This is a genomic window from Xanthomonas sp. NCPPB 2586 (genome assembly GCF_041475775.2).
Lineage (GTDB): Bacteria > Pseudomonadota > Gammaproteobacteria > Xanthomonadales > Xanthomonadaceae > Xanthomonas > Xanthomonas campestris.
On the sequence record NZ_CM192981.1, the window covers coordinates 2,797,187 to 2,812,228 of the forward strand.

Sequence of the window (15,042 nt, forward strand, 5' to 3'; positions counted from 1 at the left end):
GCTCTCATGCTTCCAGCTCCTTGTGCAGTTCCTGCAGCGACCAGACGGGGCCGGTGCCGCGGAATTCCAGTGAATGCACCAGCGCCTTGGCGCCGGCGACGGTGGTCGAATAGGTCACGCGATGCTGCAGCGCTTCACGACGGATCGAGAACGAATCGGAGATCGCCGCGCGCCCTTCGGTGGTGTTGACGATGTAGACGATCTCGCCGTTCTTGATCGAGTCGACGATATGCGGCCGCCCTTCGGCCACCTTGTTGACGATCTCGCAGCTCAGGCCGTGCTGCTGCAACCACGCACCGGTGCCACGCGTGGCCACCAGGGTGAAGCCGCGCTCCACCAGGGCCTGGGCCACCGGCAACACGCGCTGCTTGTCCGGGTCACGCACCGACACGAAGGCCTTGCCCAGCGGCGGCGCCTTGATGCCGCCGGCTTCCTGCGCGCGCGCAAACGCGGCGCCGAAACTGCGGCCCACGCCCATCACCTCACCGGTGGAGCGCATCTCCGGCCCGAGGATCGGGTCCACGCCCTGGAACTTGGCGAACGGGAAGATCGCCTCCTTCACCGAGTAGTAGTCCGGCACGATTTCCTTGGTGGCGCCCTGCTCGGCCAGCGTCTTGCCGGCCATGCAGCGCGCAGCGATCTTGGCCAGCGGCATGCCGGTGGCCTTGGACACGAACGGCACGGTGCGCGAGGCACGCGGGTTCACTTCCAGCAGGTACACGATGTCATCGCCGGCGTCGTTGACCTGCACCGCGAACTGCGTGTTCATCAGGCCGACCACATTCAGGCCTTCGGCCAGCATCACCACCTGGCGACGCAGCTCGGCCTGGGTTTCGGCCGACAGCGAATACGGCGGCAGCGAGCAGGACGAATCGCCCGAATGCACGCCGGCTTCTTCGATGTGCTCCATCACCCCGCCGATCAGCACGTTGCCGTCCTTGTCGGCAATGATGTCCACGTCCACTTCCACCGCGTTATCGAGAAAGCGGTCCAGCAACACCGGCGAATCGTTGGAGACCTTCACCGCATCGCGCACATAGCGCGCCAGGTCGGATTCGCCATACACGATTTCCATCGCGCGGCCGCCCAGCACATAGCTCGGGCGTACCACCAAGGGGTAGCCGATTTCGCGCGCCAGCACCAAGGCCTCGTCGGCATTGCGGGCAATGCGGTTCGGCGGCTGCTTCAGGCCCAGCTTGTCGACCAGCTGCTGGAAGCGCTCGCGATCTTCCGCCAGATCGATCGAGTCCGGCGAGGTACCGATCACCGGCACGCCGTTGGCTTCCAGCGCACGCGCCAGCTTCAGCGGGGTCTGGCCGCCGTACTGCACGATCACGCCCTTGGGCTGCTCCAGCTCGACGATCTCCAGCACGTCTTCCAGCGTCAGCGGCTCGAAGTACAGGCGGTCGGAGGTGTCGTAGTCGGTGGAGACGGTTTCCGGGTTGCAGTTGACCATGATGGTCTCGAAGCCGTCATCGCGCAGCGCCAGTGCCGCGTGCACGCAGCAGTAGTCGAACTCGATGCCCTGCCCGATGCGGTTGGGGCCACCGCCCAGGATCATGATCTTGTCGCGGTTGCTCGGCAGCGCTTCGCACTCGTCCTCGTAGGTCGAATACAGGTACGCAGTGCTGGTGGCGAATTCGGCCGCGCACGAGTCCACGCGCTTGTACACCGGGCGCACCTTGAGCGCGCGGCGCAGCGTGCGCACGGCTTCTTCGTTGGTGCCGATCAGCTCGGCCAGGCGTGCGTCGGAGAAACCGGCGCGCTTGAGCAGGCGCAGGCGTGGGGCATCCAGTGCCGCCATCCCATCGTCGGCAAGCTGCTGCTCGAGGCTGATCAGCTCTTCGATCTGGTCCAGGAACCAGGGGTCGATGAACGACAGCGCATACACATCGGCCACGCTCATGCCGGCACGGAACGCATCGCCCACGTAGAACAGACGCTCCGGGCCCGGAGCCTTCAGCTCGCGCTTGAGCGCGGCCATGTCGTCTTCGCTGCCCAGATCCAGGCCGGTCGGGTCCAGGCCGATCTTGCCGGTTTCCAGGCCACGCAGCGCTTTCTGCAGCGATTCCTGGAAGGTGCGGCCCATCGCCATGACTTCGCCGACCGACTTCATCTGCGTGGTCAGGCGTGCATCGGCCTGCGGGAATTTTTCAAAGGCAAAGCGCGGAATCTTGGTGACCACGTAATCGATCGACGGCTCGAACGAGGCCGGGGTCAGGCCACCGGTGATCTCGTTCTTCAACTCGTCCAGCGTGTAGCCCACCGCCAGCTTGGCGGCGACCTTGGCGATCGGGAAGCCGGTGGCCTTGGACGCCAGCGCCGAGGAACGCGACACACGCGGATTCATTTCGATCACCACCACGCGGCCGGTGGTCGGGCTGATGCCGAACTGCACGTTGGAGCCGCCGGTATCCACGCCGATCTTGCGCAGCACCGCGATCGAGGCATCGCGCAGGCGCTGATATTCCTTGTCGGTGAGCGTCTGCGCCGGCGCCACGGTGATCGAGTCACCGGTGTGCACGCCCATCGGGTCGAGGTTTTCGATCGCGCACACGATGATGCAGTTGTCCGCGGTATCGCGCACAACTTCCATCTCGAATTCCTTCCAGCCCAGCACCGATTCTTCCACCAGCACTTCGGTGGTCGGCGACAGTTCCAGGCCGCGGCCGACGATGTCGATCAGCTCTTCGCGGTTATAAGCGATGCCGCCACCGCTGCCGCCCAGGGTGAAGCTGGGGCGGATGATGGTCGGGTAGCCGACGCGGGTCTGGATATCCAGCGCTTCTTCCAGCGTGTGCGCCACTTCGGCCCGGGGGCAATCCAGGCCGATCTCGCCCATTGCCACGCGGAACAGCTCGCGGTCTTCGGCCATGCGGATCGCTTCGCGCTTGGCACCGATCAGCTCGACGTTGTACTTCTCCAGCACGCCGTGGTCGGCCAGGTCCAGCGCGCAGTTCAGCGCGGTCTGGCCGCCCATCGTCGGCAGCAGGGCATCGGGCTTTTCCTTGGCGATGATCTTCTCGACCGTCTGCCAGTTGATCGGCTCGATGTACACGGCGTCGGCCATGTTCGGGTCGGTCATGATCGTGGCCGGATTGCTGTTGACCAGCACCACGCGATAACCCTCGTCGCGCAGCGCCTTGCACGCCTGCGCGCCGGAGTAGTCGAACTCGCAGGCCTGGCCGATGACGATCGGGCCAGCGCCGATGATCAGGATGGTTTTAAGGTCGGTGCGCTTTGGCATTGTCTTCTCTAAGTCTGGACAGCGTGACAAATAGGGGGAGTGATCGGACGCTGTCGATCAGGAAACGGCATCGGCGGTCAGCACGATGCCGCACTGCGCCTTCAGGTCTTTCGCCATGCGTGCTTCGTGGTCGTCGGGCATCGGCGAGGCGGCATCCAGCGCGGCCATCAGGCGTGCGCCGGAGGGGCTGCGCAGGAACGTGTCCAGCTCGGCACGTGCCTTCTCGTTCAGCCCTGCACCGGCCCTGTCGGCAATCGTCTGCGCGTTGGAACCGGCAAACACGCTCGCCAGCGACTTGCCGGCGGAGGTGTCCAGAAACTGCGCCCAATCGGCAACCACCTGCGCGCCGTCGTCGCCGAGACCGGCGATCATCGAGCTGCGAAAGCCTTGGTCGATCATGTCCTGAATCGGCTTGCGCGCGCAGACACGCTGCGCATCATCCAGCGCGCTCAACGATGGCGTGCTCTTGACCGTCAATTCGGCCATGTCGGTTCCAAGCCCGCCCATGCCCAACCGGGTCACCAGCGTCTTGACCGCGCCGTCGCTGGCTGGCGCGGCATGCACCACGCCCACCGTGCAGGACAGCGCCAGCAGCAGGCATACCCGCATCAAGACTTCGCCTCGGCCATCGATGCGACAAACCGATCGAACAACGGCCCGACATCGCGCGGGCCCGGCGAGGCTTCCGGGTGGCCCTGGAACGAGAACGCCGGCGCGTCGGTCAGGGCGATGCCCTGGTTGGTGCCATCGAACAGCGAGCGATGGGTCACCCGCACGTTGGCCGGTAGCGTGGTTTCGTCCACCGCAAAGCCATGGTTCTGCGAGGTGATCATCACCCGGCCACCCTCCAGATCCTGCACGGGGTGATTCGCGCCGTGGTGGCCGGTGGCCATCTTGACCGTCTTGGCGCCGGCGGCGAGCGCCAGCAACTGGTGGCCCAGGCAGATGCCGAAGGTGGGCACCTTCTTGGCGATCAATTCCTGGATCGCGGTGATCGCGTAATCGCACGGCTCCGGGTCGCCGGGGCCATTGGACAGGAACACGCCATCGGGCTGCAGCGCCAGCACCTCGGCCACCGGCGTCTGCGCCGGTACCACGGTGACCTCGCAACCGCGCTCGGCCAGCATGCGCAGGATGTTGATCTTGACGCCGTAGTCGTAGGCCACGACCTTGAACTTGAGCTCGGCCTGCACGAAGGCGTTCGCGTTTAGATCCAGCTGACCTTCCTGCCACTGATAGGTGGTTTCGGTGGAGACCACCTTGGCCAGGTCCATGCCCTTCAGGCCGGGGAACTTGCGCGCGGCTTCCAATGCCTTTTCGACATCGATCTCGCCGGCCATCAGTGCACCGTTCTGCGCACCCTTCTCGCGCAGCAGACGGGTCAGCTTGCGGGTGTCGATGCCGGAGATGGCCACCACGCCGCGGGTCTGCAACCAATCCGGCAGCGCCACCTGGTTGCGCCAGCTGCTGGGGCGGCGCGGCACATCGCGCACGATCAGGCCGGCGGCCCACACCTGCTTGGCCTCGTCGTCCTGATCGTTGAAACCGGTGTTGCCGATATGCGGATAGGTCAGCGTGACCATCTGGCGGGCGTAGGACGGATCGGTCAGGACTTCCTGGTAACCGGTCATGGCGGTGTTGAACACCACTTCGCCGACGGATAGCCCGTTGGCGCCTACGGATTCGCCCTCGAACACGGTGCCGTCTTCGAGGACAAGGATTGCGGGTTGGGTCACGTGGGGTCTCGCTCTGGCTGCCTGGGACTCCGATGCGCTCCCGGCCAAATTCCGGTTGCAGCAAAGCGCGGACGCGGTGCTGGGGACCGGTCCGACGCTAGGTTCGGGCAAGCGAGAATTGTAAAGGCAAGTGCCCCGGCATGCCAGTGCGCGGCACACCGATCAGCGCAGGCGCCGCATCGCTGCCAGGTGAATACGGCCCGCTGGCATGCGTCCATTCATGTAACCGACGCCCGCGTTTACAGCACCAGATCGCGCACCCGGTAACTGCCCGGCGGCTTGCCGAGCAGGCGCTTGGCCGCATGCAACGCACCGCGCGCGAAGATGTCGCGGTTGGTGGCGCGGTGGATCAGCTCGACGCGTTCACCCAGCCCGGTGAACTGCACGCTGTGCTCGCCGACGATGTCACCGGCACGCACGCTGGCAAACCGCGGCTGGGCCCCGCTACCGGTGGCAGCCTCGCCCAGCGTCAGCGCAGTGCCCGAGGGGGCGTCCTGCTTGTGCACGTGATGGGCTTCGATGATGTCGCAGTCCCAGCCCGGCAGGCTGCCGGCGGCGCGCTCCACCAGTTCGGTGAGCACCGCCACGCCCAGGCTGAAATTGGACGCCCAGACCAGCGGAATCTGGCCCGCAGCCTGCAGCAAGCCGGCCCGCTGCGCCTCGTCCAGCCCGGTGGTGCCCGAGACCAGCGGTTTGCCGCGCTGCACGCACAACGCCAGGATCGGCGCAAAGCCCTGCGGCAGGCTGAAGTCGATCGCCACATCGAACGCCGGCGCACCGCCCAGTTCGTTGGCGGCGAAGTACGGCACGCCATCCACCACACGCTGCGAGGGCGACCGCCCCACCACCGCACCGACGACGTGCAAGGCGTCGTCTTCGGCGGCCAATCGCAGCAATGCCTTGCCCATGCGCCCGGAGGCACCGTGGATCAGAACTTTCACGGGAGAAGTTGTCATGGGGTCAGGCTAGCGAGGCGGCAACGGTTTCACAAGATGAACCGGCAACCGCCTGCTGCGCGTGACGCCAGCGCTCACCCCGGATCGACAGCGCCGTGCAAGCGCGCGCCCCAACTCTCCACTTCGCGGCGCTGCAGGCGGCGCTCGAACAACGCGCGCCACGACGGCACCAGCGGCAGCTGCAACACCGCGGTAATGGCCTCGGCATCCACCTCGCGCGCATACAGCACCTGCTGCACACGCGACAGCGTCCACTGCGGATGCGGGCGTTCCAGCAGCGTCAGCGCATCGCCGGCCGCCAGCTGCCCGGGCTGCAACACGCGGTAATACCAGCCGGTGCGGCCACTGTCCTGGACGCGGCGCGCCATGTCGCGCAGGCCGAAGCGGTCGGAAAGTTTCCAGCACGGTTGCCGCAGTTGCGACACCTCCACCACCGCACTGCCCAGCGCCAGGCGATCACCCAGGCAGACATCGGCCTCGGTCAGGCCGAGGCTGCTGAGGTTTTCGCCGAACGCGCCGGCCGCCTCCAGCAACGCATGCGCGCCGATCTCGGCCTGCCACGCCGCATAGTGGTCGCGCGGGTAATGGTGGATCGCCTTGTCGGGACCGCCATGCACGCGGCGGTCGCCCTGCTCGTCGCCCTCCAATCCTTCGGCACAGATCTGCAGCGGCCGCGTGACCATGCGCTTGTCGATCGCACTGCGGCTGCCCGGGCGGGTGAAGTCACGCGCCACGCCGGTGGCCACGCTGTCGATCCGCGTCAACTGCGCCGGCGTGACGAGGCGTGCCTCCGCAGCGCTCACGCGCCCTGCCCCGGCAGCTCCGCCAATGCCTCACGCAGCAATTCGCCGAGCACCTGGATGCCGGCATCGATGCGTTCGCCCGGCACGGTAACGAACGACAGCCGCAGCGTATTGGTCTGCGGCAAGGTGGCGAAGAACGGCGCGCCGGGCACAAACGCGACATTGCGCGCGATCGCACGCGCCAGCAGCACGCTGGCATCCAGGCCCTGCGGCAGCGTCACCCACAGGAACATGCCGCCGTCGGGACGATTCCACTGCACCTGCGGCGGAAAGTGCCGCTCCAGCGCCTCCAGCATCAGGCTGCATTGCCGCGCATACAGCGCGCGGATCTGCGGAATATGCGTATCCAGGAAATCGTCCTGCAACGTGGAGTGCACCACGCGCTGGGTAAACGACGGCGTATGCAGATCGGCCGCCTGCTTGGCCTGGATCAACTTGCCCAGCACTGCCTCCGGTGCCACCACGTAGCCCAGGCGCAGACCGGGCGCCAGCACCTTGGAGAACGAGCCCATGTAGATCACCCCGTCCGGGTGCATCGACAACAGGCTCGGCAGCGGCTCGCCGCTGTAGTACAGCTCGCCGTACGGGTCGTCTTCGACGATCGGCACGCCCGCCTCCGCAGCCCGCGCCACCAGCGCCTGGCGGCGCGACAGCGGCAGCCGGCGCCCGGTGGGGTTCTGGAAATTGGGCAGGCAATACAGAAAGCGCGCATCGGCCAACAGCGAGGGGTCCAGTGCATCCACCACCACGCCATCGGCATCGGACGGCATGCCGGCAAAGTTGGGCTGGAACAGCGAAAACGCCTGCAATGCACCGAGATAGCTCGGCGTCTCCACCAGCACCTTGCTGCCTTCGTCGATGAATATCTTGCCCAGCAGATCCAGCCCCTGCTGCGATCCGGTGGTGATCAGCACCTGGGTCGGGCGGATGCTGGCACCGTCACGGCTCAGCCGCGCGGCGACCCACTCGCGCAGCGGCAGATACCCTTCGGTGGGGCCGTATTGCAGCGCCGCCTGCGGCGCATCGCGCAGCACCTGGTCGCTGGCCGCACGCATGCGCTCCACCGGGAACGTGGCCGGCGACGGCAGGCCGCCGGCAAAGGAAATCACCTCCGGCCGTTCGGTGATCTTGAGGATTTCGCGAATCGCCGAACTGGTCAGCGCCTGCGCACGTCGGGAGATCTGGAAAGAGGTCGTCATCAACCAAGCATAGCGACTGCCCGCCGCCAACGCGCTGTGCGCTGCAGCGAACGCGGTGCGGCCTGACTACGATTGTTTACCGCGTGATTGCGCTGCCATGCGTGCATTCGGCAGCGCATGGCATCACTGCTTGGCGCGCTCACTGCCGCACGATGCTGAAAGCGCCAGTGCTCCCGCGCACCAAAGGCGGCGCGCGCGCCGCGCTCAGTCGTACGCGGGCCCGACCCAGGCGGTGCCTTCGCTGCGTTCCACCAGAGTTTTCCAGCGCTTGCGAATCACCTTGTCGCGGCTGCGCAAGGTCATGCGCATGCCGGGCAACCCGATCGTGGCGCGGGTTTCGACCATGGCCGAGGCTTCGTCCGGTGCAATCTCGATCTTGGTGATGGAGTGCTTGTAGTCCATCACGTCTCCCAGGTTGACCGACGCATGCACCTGGCGCAGCGCCTGCGCCCACTCGCCATTGGCCTTGCAGTATTTTTCGCGCGAGGTGGTGCGGCGCTGCTGGTGCGAATCCATGCGGTACAGCACCACCATCTCGAAATCCGGTGCGGTCATGGCGCACAAGGCCTCACCATCCTGGGCCAGCATCGCCTTGTCGTGCGCGGCATACAGATCGCGCACCTGCTGCTCGTCCAGCGCATTGCCACCGTAGTTATAAATCCCCGCAATCGCTGCCAATACGGCCAGCAACACCAACACACGCATCGCCTTTCCCCTGGACTGCCGCGTCCTGCGGCCGCGCAAGTGTAGCGAAGGCGCTGCCGGCCGTCAGTGGCTGCGCGGCGTCTTCGGCCCGCAACTGTCACAGCCACCGCAGGCGGCCGCGCCCTGCCCGGCGGGCGGTGCGACGCGGCGCCCCATTGCCTGCATCCACGCGGGGCGGCCCTCGCGCACCAAGGCGAGCGCAAGCGCGCCGCGCAGACGCCGCAGCGTGCCGGGGAATTGTTTTTTCATCACCACCCATGCGCTCACCAGCACGGCGAGCGCGATGATCACGTATTGCAGGGTCAACGACATCTCAGCCGGCTCCGAACAACACGGCAAGCTGGTAGGTCACCAGCGAGGCCAGATAGGCCAGCGCGAACAGGTAAACCGCGCTGATGGTCATCTGTTTCCACGAGTTGGTTTCGCGCTTGATCGTGGCCAGCGTGGAGATGCACATCGGTGCGTAGATGTACCAGACCAGCAACGACAACGCGGTGGCCAGCGACCAGCCGTCGCTGATCAACGGCGACAGCGCCTGCGCGGCCGCGTCGTCATCGGCTGCGGACAACGCATAGACCGTGGCCAGCGACGCCACCGCCACCTCGCGCGCCGCCAGGCCGGGAATCAGCGCAATGCAGATCTGCCAGTTGAAGCCCAGCGGCGCGAAGAACACCGCCATCGCATGGCCGATCCGCCCGGCGAAGCTGTAGTCGATTGCGGGCAACGTGGCATTGGCTGGTGCGGCCGGGAACGACAGCAGGAACCACAACAGAATGGTCAGCGCCAGGATGATGCCGCCCACGCGCTTGAGGAAGATCACCGCGCGCTCCCACAGGCCCAGCGCCAGATCGCGCAGCTGCGGCACACGGTAGGACGGCAGCTCCAGCATCAACGGATGCTCGCTCTTGTCGCGGCGCCACTTCTTCATCGTCCACGACACCAGCAGCGCACTGACGATGGCCGCGGCATACAGCGCGAACAGGATCAGCCCCTGCTGATTGAAGATGCCCCACACCGTTTTTTGCGGAATGAAGGCGCCGATCAGTAGCGCATACACCGGCAACCGCGCCGAGCAGGTCATCAGCGGCGCCACCATGATGGTGGCCAGGCGGTCGCGTGGGTCCTGGATGCTGCGGGTGGACATGATGCCGGGCACCGCGCAGGCAAAGCTCGACAGCAGCGGAATGAAGGAGCGCCCAGACAGGCCTGCCGAGGCCATCATGCGATCGAGCAGGAACGCCGCGCGCGGCAGGTAGCCGGACTCTTCCAGCGCCAGGATGAAGGCGAACAGGATCAGGATCTGCGGCAGGAAGACGATCACCCCACCCAGGCCAGCGATGATGCCGTCCTTGAGCAGGCTGTTGAGCGGGCCTTCGGCCATGTGGGTGCCGACCCACTCGCCCAGCATCGCGGTGCCGCCGTCGATCAGGTCCATCACCGGGGTGGCCCAGGCGTACACCGCCTGGAAGATCAGGAACATCACCACCGCCAGCGTCACCAGCCCCCACACCGGGTGCAGCAGCCAGCGGTCCAACGCATCGTCCACACGCGAGGTGCGCGTGGGCATGGTCACCGCCGCGCTCAGGATCTGCCGCACCTGGGCGTGATAGTTGCCATCGGCCGGCGGCGTGGCGGTGGGGGCAGCCAGGTGCGCGGCCTGCGCGTCGATGCGCTCGACCAGCGCCTTGGCGCCGCCGCGCCGCACCGCCACCGTCTCGACCACCGGCACACCGAGCGCCTGCTCCAGTGCGGGCAAGTCGATGACGATGCCGCGCCGCTGGGCGGCATCCATCATGTTCAGCGCCACGATCATCGGGCGGCCCAGCTCACGCAGCTCCAGCGCAAAGCGCAGGTGCAGGCGCAGGTTGGTCGCGTCCATCACATAGACCAGCACATCGGGCGCCGGCTCGCCGGGGTAAAAACCGCGGCACAGATCGCGGGTGATCGCCTCGTCCAGACTGGCCGGCTGCAGGCTGTAGGCGCCAGGCAGATCCAGCACCGCAAACTCGCGCCCGGAGGGCGCACGGAAATGGCCTTCCTTGCGCTCGACGGTGACGCCGGTGTAATTGGCCACCTTCTGCCGGCTGCCGGTCAGCTGGTTGAACAAGGCGGTCTTGCCACTGTTGGGGTTGCCCACCAACGCCAGCCGCATCGGCAGGCCGATCGCGCTCATGCCGCCACTCCGTCGTCACGCACCTGCACACGGGCCGCCTCGCTGCGGCGCAGTGCAAAGCGCGTATAGCCAACCTGCACCAGCAACGGCTCGCGGCCAACCGGGCCCATCGCCAGCACCGTTACCTCTTCCCCCGCCACGAAGCCTAGTTCGCGCAGACGCCGGGCGATGGTGTCGTTGGGCTGACGGTCCTGCACGGATTCCACGGTGGCGACGCGATGCAATGGCATATCCGACAACGTCACAAAGACGGCCTGATTGTTAGGAATGGTTCTCAATTCTAGCATCGACGCACCGCGTCATGGCTCCAGCGGGTGGGCCGGCTATCATGGTTCGCATCCCATTCATGGACGCATGCGCAATGCAGGAAACCGGCTTGATCGTCGAGGACCAGGGAGCGGTCCGTACGCTGCGGCTCAATCGCCCGGCAGTGCACAACGCGTTCGACGCGACCCTGATTGCCGCCCTCACCGGCGCCCTGCAGCAAGCCGGTACCGATGCGCAGGTGCGGGTGGTGGTGGTCACCGGTGCCGGCGCGGCGTTTTCCGCCGGCGCCGACCTGCACTGGATGCGCAGCATGGTCAGCGCCAGCGAGGCCGACAATGCGGCCGATGCACTGACGCTGGCGCGGCTGATGCGCACGCTGGACGAATTGCCCAAGCCCACCATTGCGCGCGTCAATGGCGCCGCGTTCGGCGGCGGCGTCGGCCTGGTGGCGTGTTGCGACATCGCCATCGGCTGTACCGAAGCGCGCTTTGGCCTGACCGAAAGCCGCCTTGGCCTGCTGCCGGCGGTGATTTCGCCCTACGTGATCGCCGCGATCGGCGCGCGCCAGGCGCGGCGCTGGTTCGCCACCGCGGAAATCTTCGATGCCGGCATGGCGCAATCGCTCGGGCTGCTGCATCAATTGGTGGCCGCCGACCAGCTCGACATTGCGGTGCAGCGCCAGATCCGCCTGCTGCTCTCGGCCGCTCCGCAGGCCGCCAGCAGCGCCAAGGCGCTGGTACGCAGCATGCTGCCGTATTGCGAACGCGATGCCATCGACGCGGCCAACGCCGCCTTGATCGCCCGCTTGCGTGTGTCGCCGGAAGGCCAGGAAGGCCTGGGCGCCTTCCTCGACAAGCGCCCGCCTGCGTGGGCGAGCGAGGAAAGCGCATGAGGCTGTCCTGGTATCGAGCCGACCCCATGCCGTGCACCGGTCAGCAGCAAGGGCGCTCCACGGCCCGGAGCCGCCCATGAGCGACTTCGTACGCATTGTCGAAGTGGGCCCGCGCGACGGCCTGCAGAACGAAGCCAACCCGATTGCCACCGCCGACAAGATCGCCTTGATCAACCAGCTCTCGGCCACCGGGTTGCGCACGATCGAGGCGACCAGCTTCGTCAGCCCGCGTTGGGTGCCGCAGCTGGCCGATGCGGCCGAGGTGTTTGCGGGGATCACCCGCCAGCCCGGCATCGCCTACCCGGTGCTGGTGCCGAACCTGCAGGGCTATGCGCGTGCGCACGCGGCCGGCGCGCAGGAAGTGGCGGTGTTCACCGCGGCCTCCGAAACCTTCAACCGCACCAATATCAATGCCGGCATCGACGAATCGATCGAGCGCTTCCGGCCGATCCTGGCGCAGGCCGCGCAGGACGGCGTGCGCGTGCGCGGCTACGTGTCCACGGTGCTCGGCTGCCCCTACCAGGGCGAGGTGGCGGTGGCCGATGTGGTGGATGTGGCCGAGCGGCTGTACCGCCTGGGCTGCTACGAGATTTCGCTGGGCGACACCATCGGCGTCGGCACCCCGGCCAAGGCACGCCAGATGCTGGCCGCGGTGGCCGGCAGCATCCCGATGCAGGCCCTGGCCGTGCACTTCCACGACACCTACGGCCAGGCGCTGGCCAATATCGCCTCCTGCCTGGAGCAAGGCGTGCGCGTGGTGGATGCGGCCGTGTCCGGCGCCGGTGGCTGCCCGTATGCGAAAGGTGCCAGCGGCAATGTCGCCAGCGAGGACGTGGTCTATCTGCTGCATGGCCTGGGCATGCCCACCGGCATCGACCTGCCTGCCCTTGCCCGTACTGGACGCTGGCTGGCGCAACTGCTGGGCAAGGAAACCGGCAGCAAGGTCGGCAAGGCACTGGCAGCGGCCGCCTGATCATTCCACCCGCGTTGCGCCGCGCAGCGATGCGATCAGCGCTTCGGCTAGAATCGCCGACCGATCGCCGGCCGGCATCCCCGCTTTCAAGGAACCCACGCGCATGCAGCCTTCTTCTGTCCTTGCCATCGTCACCGGCGGCGTTTCCGGCCTCGGCCTGGCCGTGGCGCAGCGCATCGTCGCCGACGGCGGCAGGGTCGCGCTGTTCGATGTCAACGCCGACAAGGCCGACGCGGCGCTGGCCTTGCTGGGCGCGGGCAACGCGCACTATTTCGCCACCGACGTGACCGATGAAGCGCAGGTCGCCGCCAATGTCGCGCAAGCGGCGCAGGCACTGGGCGGGCTCAACCTGGCCGTTAACTGCGCCGGCATCCTCGGCGCCGGCCGCGTGCTGGGCAAGGAGGCTGCGATGCCGCTGGCCACCTTCCGCACCACCGTCATGGTCAATCTGGTCGGCAGCTTCAATGTCGCCAAGGCCGCCGCCGATGTGATGCAACACAACGCCGCCGGCGAGGATGGCGAGCGCGGGGTGATCATCCACACCGCCTCGGTGGCCGCCTACGAGGGCCAGATCGGCCAGGCCGCGTATGCTGCCAGCAAGGGTGGCGTGGTCGGGATGACCTTGCCGATGGCGCGCGAACTCGCCCGCTTCGGCATCCGCGTCATGACCATTGCGCCCGGCGTGTTCTGGACCCCGATGGTGGATGGCATGCCCGAAACCGTGCAGCAATCGCTGGCCGCCTCGATCCCGTTCCCCTCACGTCTGGGCCAACCCGACGAGTACGCCGAAACCGTCGCCTTCATCCTGCGCACGCGCTATCTCAACGGCGAAGTCATTCGCCTGGACGGCGGCGTGCGCTTGGCGCCCAAGTAGCAGGGAATGGGGAATCGGGAATGAGGAATCGCAACCGCGCCCCACTCCCAGCACCCCGGCCCCGGCTTTTCCAATTCCCCATTCCCAACTCCCGATTCCCATGAAAGCTAACGACATCAAGAAAGGCAACGTCGTCGAATACAACGGCGGCATTTACCAGATCCGCGACATCGAACGCAGCTCGCCGCAGGGCCGTGGCGGCAATGTGCGCTTCCGCTTCATCATGTACAGCGTGCCGGGCGGCGCCAAGCTGGATGCCAGCTTCGATGCCGACGACAACCTGCCGGAAGTGGAACTGCTGCGCCGCCAGTCGACCTATTCGTATAAGGACGGCGAGGCCTTCGTGTTCATGGACGACGAGGACTACACCCCCTACATGCTGGACGCGGAGGTGATCGGCACCGACGCCGGCTACATCACCGATGGCCTCACCGGCATCTTCGTGCAGGTGATCGACGACCAGCCGGTCGCCGTGCAGCTGCCGCAGACGGTGACGCTGGAAGTGGTCGAAACCCCGCCAGAGCTCAAGGGCGGCACTGCCACCAAGCGGCCCAAGCCGGCCAAGCTCAACACTGGGCTGGAAATCATGGTGCCGGAATACATCACCAACGGCGAACGCGTGCTGGTCAACACCACCACCGGCGAATTCGCTGGCCGCGCCGACTGACATGCGCAGCATCCTGTGCCTGCTCGCGCTGCTCGCGCTGCTGGCGCTGAGCGCATGCACCGCCGAGCCGGCACCGGCGCCCGCCCCTGCGGCGGTCGCCCCCGTGACCGCTGCACTCGCCTGCACCGACCCGGTGGTGGAAGAGGAATGGCTGCAACATCCGGCCGGCCTGTGCGGCATGCCGGATGACGTGCGCAAGCTGGTGGACGACTACGACACCTGCGAGCATTTCGCCGGCGAAGAGCCGTACGACGACGCGCGCCGCCGCGAAATCGAAGCGGCCGTGGAGCAGTACTGCACGCCGGCACCCGCCCGGCTGGCTGCATTGATGCAGCGCTACCGCAACGATGCCGGCATCAGCGAGTGGCTGCGCAACTACGCAAAACAAGCGGATTTGCAGCCTGCGAGCTGAGCCGTGCCATGCAGACGTAGCGGCTGGCTGTGTTCTCGACGCTCCCAAGCCGCTTTCTCACGCTAGACGGGCTGGAAAGCACGTCCGTTCCGGCGTTAGCTTGCGCGCAGCGCAACGCGGCATGCGCGCTGTTGTCAG

Annotated in this window: 15 protein-coding genes; 5 read left to right on the plus strand and 10 right to left on the minus strand. The window is 66.8% G+C overall.

Going from position 1 to position 15,042, the window contains the following annotated elements:
• Nucleotides 1-4: 4 nt before the first annotated feature.
• The 10 genes from carB to ACCQ09_RS11955 all read right to left on the minus strand — a co-directional run bounded on the left by carB (nucleotide 5) and on the right by ACCQ09_RS11955 (nucleotide 11,064).
• Nucleotides 5-3,247 (minus strand): carbamoyl-phosphate synthase large subunit, encoded by a 3,243-nt coding sequence (carB, locus tag ACCQ09_RS11910; protein WP_011037013.1) that lies wholly within the window; start codon nucleotides 3,245-3,247, stop codon nucleotides 5-7.
• A 57-nt stretch (nucleotides 3,248-3,304) separates the two neighbouring features.
• Nucleotides 3,305-3,856 (minus strand): hypothetical protein, encoded by a 552-nt coding sequence (locus ACCQ09_RS11915; RefSeq protein ID WP_040941375.1) that lies wholly within the window; start codon nucleotides 3,854-3,856, stop codon nucleotides 3,305-3,307.
• Complete coding sequence (gene carA / locus ACCQ09_RS11920; protein WP_040941376.1) at nucleotides 3,856-4,983, minus strand: glutamine-hydrolyzing carbamoyl-phosphate synthase small subunit; 1,128 nt, start codon at nucleotides 4,981-4,983, stop codon at nucleotides 3,856-3,858. The genes ACCQ09_RS11915 and carA overlap by 1 nt, the downstream gene beginning before the upstream one ends.
• Nucleotides 4,984-5,222: 239 nt before the next feature.
• A complete protein-coding gene (dapB, locus tag ACCQ09_RS11925) occupies nucleotides 5,223-5,939 on the minus strand; it encodes a 4-hydroxy-tetrahydrodipicolinate reductase (protein WP_011037010.1) in 717 nt (238 codons plus the stop codon).
• A gap of 74 nt (nucleotides 5,940-6,013) precedes the next feature.
• Complete coding sequence (locus tag ACCQ09_RS11930; protein WP_040941377.1) at nucleotides 6,014-6,742, minus strand: MOSC domain-containing protein; 729 nt, start codon at nucleotides 6,740-6,742, stop codon at nucleotides 6,014-6,016.
• A complete protein-coding gene (locus tag ACCQ09_RS11935; RefSeq protein ID WP_040941378.1) occupies nucleotides 6,739-7,941 on the minus strand; it encodes an aminotransferase-like domain-containing protein in 1,203 nt (400 codons plus the stop codon). Before ACCQ09_RS11935 ends, ACCQ09_RS11930 begins: the two co-directional genes overlap by 4 nt.
• Before the next feature lie 204 nt (nucleotides 7,942-8,145).
• Nucleotides 8,146-8,646 carry a nuclear transport factor 2 family protein gene (locus ACCQ09_RS11940; protein ID WP_019237696.1) on the minus strand — a complete coding sequence of 167 codons (501 nt, stop codon included), beginning with the start codon at nucleotides 8,644-8,646 and terminating at the stop codon, nucleotides 8,146-8,148.
• A gap of 63 nt (nucleotides 8,647-8,709) precedes the next feature.
• Nucleotides 8,710-8,958 (minus strand): DUF6587 family protein, encoded by a 249-nt coding sequence (locus ACCQ09_RS11945; protein ID WP_011037006.1) that lies wholly within the window; start codon nucleotides 8,956-8,958, stop codon nucleotides 8,710-8,712.
• A gap of 1 nt (nucleotide 8,959) precedes the next feature.
• Complete coding sequence (gene feoB, locus ACCQ09_RS11950; RefSeq protein WP_011037005.1) at nucleotides 8,960-10,819, minus strand: ferrous iron transporter B; 1,860 nt, start codon at nucleotides 10,817-10,819, stop codon at nucleotides 8,960-8,962.
• On the minus strand, nucleotides 10,816-11,064 hold the full coding sequence (locus ACCQ09_RS11955) for a FeoA family protein (RefSeq protein WP_011037004.1): 249 nt from the start codon (nucleotides 11,062-11,064) through the stop codon (nucleotides 10,816-10,818). Before ACCQ09_RS11955 ends, feoB begins: the two co-directional genes overlap by 4 nt.
• Nucleotides 11,065-11,180: 116 nt before the next feature.
• Here ACCQ09_RS11955 and ACCQ09_RS11960 point away from each other — a divergent pair, with 116 nt between their 5' ends.
• From ACCQ09_RS11960 to ACCQ09_RS11980, 5 genes are all read left to right on the plus strand, one after another.
• Nucleotides 11,181-11,978, plus strand: a complete 798-nt coding sequence (locus ACCQ09_RS11960) for an enoyl-CoA hydratase-related protein (RefSeq protein ID WP_040941379.1) — start codon at nucleotides 11,181-11,183, stop codon at nucleotides 11,976-11,978.
• Nucleotides 11,979-12,054: 76 nt separating this feature from the next.
• Complete coding sequence (locus tag ACCQ09_RS11965; RefSeq protein WP_040941380.1) at nucleotides 12,055-12,951, plus strand: hydroxymethylglutaryl-CoA lyase; 897 nt, start codon at nucleotides 12,055-12,057, stop codon at nucleotides 12,949-12,951.
• Between the two features lie 103 nt (nucleotides 12,952-13,054).
• Complete coding sequence (locus tag ACCQ09_RS11970; protein WP_040941381.1) at nucleotides 13,055-13,825, plus strand: SDR family oxidoreductase; 771 nt, start codon at nucleotides 13,055-13,057, stop codon at nucleotides 13,823-13,825.
• Between the two features lie 100 nt (nucleotides 13,826-13,925).
• Entirely contained in the window at nucleotides 13,926-14,492 is a 567-nt protein-coding gene (yeiP, locus tag ACCQ09_RS11975) for an elongation factor P-like protein YeiP (protein ID WP_011037000.1), read from the plus strand.
• Nucleotide 14,493: 1 nt separating this feature from the next.
• Complete coding sequence (locus tag ACCQ09_RS11980) at nucleotides 14,494-14,904, plus strand: hypothetical protein (RefSeq protein ID WP_040941382.1); 411 nt, start codon at nucleotides 14,494-14,496, stop codon at nucleotides 14,902-14,904.
• Nucleotides 14,905-15,042 lie beyond the last annotated feature (138 nt).

Bases quoted from the DNA above. Each gene is read 5' to 3' on its own strand.
- dapB (WP_011037010.1), bottom strand. From the start codon at position 5,939: ATGACAACTTCTCCCGTGAAAGTTCTGATCCACGGTGCCTCCGGGCGC.
- ACCQ09_RS11945 (WP_011037006.1), bottom strand. From the start codon at position 8,958: ATGTCGTTGACCCTGCAATACGTGATCATCGCGCTCGCCGTGCTGGTG.
- ACCQ09_RS11980 (WP_040941382.1), top strand. From the start codon at position 14,494: ATGCGCAGCATCCTGTGCCTGCTCGCGCTGCTCGCGCTGCTGGCGCTG.
- yeiP (WP_011037000.1), top strand. From the start codon at position 13,926: ATGAAAGCTAACGACATCAAGAAAGGCAACGTCGTCGAATACAACGGC.
- ACCQ09_RS11915 (WP_040941375.1), bottom strand. From the start codon at position 3,856: ATGCGGGTATGCCTGCTGCTGGCGCTGTCCTGCACGGTGGGCGTGGTG.
- ACCQ09_RS11960 (WP_040941379.1), top strand. From the start codon at position 11,181: ATGCAGGAAACCGGCTTGATCGTCGAGGACCAGGGAGCGGTCCGTACG.
- ACCQ09_RS11965 (WP_040941380.1), top strand. From the start codon at position 12,055: ATGAGCGACTTCGTACGCATTGTCGAAGTGGGCCCGCGCGACGGCCTG.
- carB (WP_011037013.1), bottom strand. From the start codon at position 3,247: ATGCCAAAGCGCACCGACCTTAAAACCATCCTGATCATCGGCGCTGGC.
- feoB (WP_011037005.1), bottom strand. From the start codon at position 10,819: ATGAGCGCGATCGGCCTGCCGATGCGGCTGGCGTTGGTGGGCAACCCC.
- ACCQ09_RS11970 (WP_040941381.1), top strand. From the start codon at position 13,055: ATGCAGCCTTCTTCTGTCCTTGCCATCGTCACCGGCGGCGTTTCCGGC.
- ACCQ09_RS11935 (WP_040941378.1), bottom strand. From the start codon at position 7,941: ATGACGACCTCTTTCCAGATCTCCCGACGTGCGCAGGCGCTGACCAGT.
- ACCQ09_RS11940 (WP_019237696.1), bottom strand. From the start codon at position 8,646: ATGCGTGTGTTGGTGTTGCTGGCCGTATTGGCAGCGATTGCGGGGATT.